The 1,202-nt window shown below is 66.4% G+C and carries 1 protein-coding gene; it reads left to right on the top strand.

The genetic code is table 11. The annotated features are described in order from the left end of the window. The coding region (gene tuf / locus BW990_RS20910) for an elongation factor Tu (protein WP_076451422.1) at window positions 1-1,176 on the top strand (1,176 nt) is incomplete at its 5' end. Window positions 1,177-1,202: the final 26 nt, after the last annotated feature.

A 1,202-nucleotide genomic window follows, 5' to 3' on the forward strand; every position in this document is an offset into this window, starting at 1 on the left:
ATGGCAAAGGAAAAGTTCGACCGCTCGAAGCCGCACTGCAACATCGGCACGATCGGTCACGTCGACCACGGCAAGACCACGCTGACGGCGGCGATCACCAAGTATTTCGGCGACTTCCAGGCGTATGACCAGATCGACGGCGCGCCCGAGGAGAAGGCCCGCGGCATCACCATCTCGACCGCGCATGTGGAATACGAGACCGATGCGCGCCACTACGCGCATGTGGACTGCCCCGGCCATGCCGACTACGTGAAGAACATGATCACCGGTGCCGCCCAGATGGACGGCGCGATCCTCGTGGTGAACGCCGCCGACGGCCCGATGCCGCAGACCCGCGAGCACATCCTGCTCGGCCGCCAGGTCGGCATCCCGGCCATGGTCGTCTTCCTCAACAAGGTCGACCAGGTGGATGACGAGGAGCTGCTCGAGCTCGTCGAGATGGAAGTCCGCGAGCTGCTGTCGGCCTACGATTACCCGGGCGACGACATTCCGATCGTCGCGGGCTCGGCGCTGGCGGCGATGGAAGGCCGCGATCCCGAGATCGGCGAGAACAAGATCCGCGAGCTGATGCAGGCGGTCGACGACTACATCCCGCAGCCCGCGCGCGCCGTGGACCAGCCCTTCCTGATGCCGATCGAGGACGTGTTCTCGATCTCCGGCCGCGGCACCGTGGTGACCGGCCGCGTCGAGCGTGGCGTGATCAACGTGGGCGACGAGATCGAGATCGTCGGCATCCGCGACACCAAGAAGACGACCTGCACGGGCGTCGAGATGTTCCGCAAGCTCCTGGACCGCGGCGAGGCCGGCGACAATATCGGCGCGCTGCTGCGCGGCATCGACCGCGAGGGCGTCGAGCGCGGCCAAGTGCTCTGCAAGCCGGGCTCCGTGACCCCGCATACCGAGTTCGAGGCCGAGGTCTACATCCTGACCAAGGAAGAGGGCGGCCGCCACACGCCGTTCTTCGCGAACTACCGTCCGCAATTCTACTTCCGCACGACGGACGTGACCGGCACCGTGACGCTGCCCGAGGGCACCGAGATGGTGATGCCGGGCGACAACCTGAAGTTCGGCGTCGAGCTGATCGCGCCCATCGCGATGGAAGACGGCCTCCGCTTCGCCATCCGCGAAGGCGGCCGCACGGTCGGCTCCGGCGTGGTGTCGAAGATCATCAAGTGATCTGACGATCGCGTCTTCCCGGGGGC

It is taken from the genome of Roseivivax lentus (assembly GCF_900156805.1).
GTDB lineage: Bacteria > Pseudomonadota > Alphaproteobacteria > Rhodobacterales > Rhodobacteraceae > Roseivivax > Roseivivax lentus.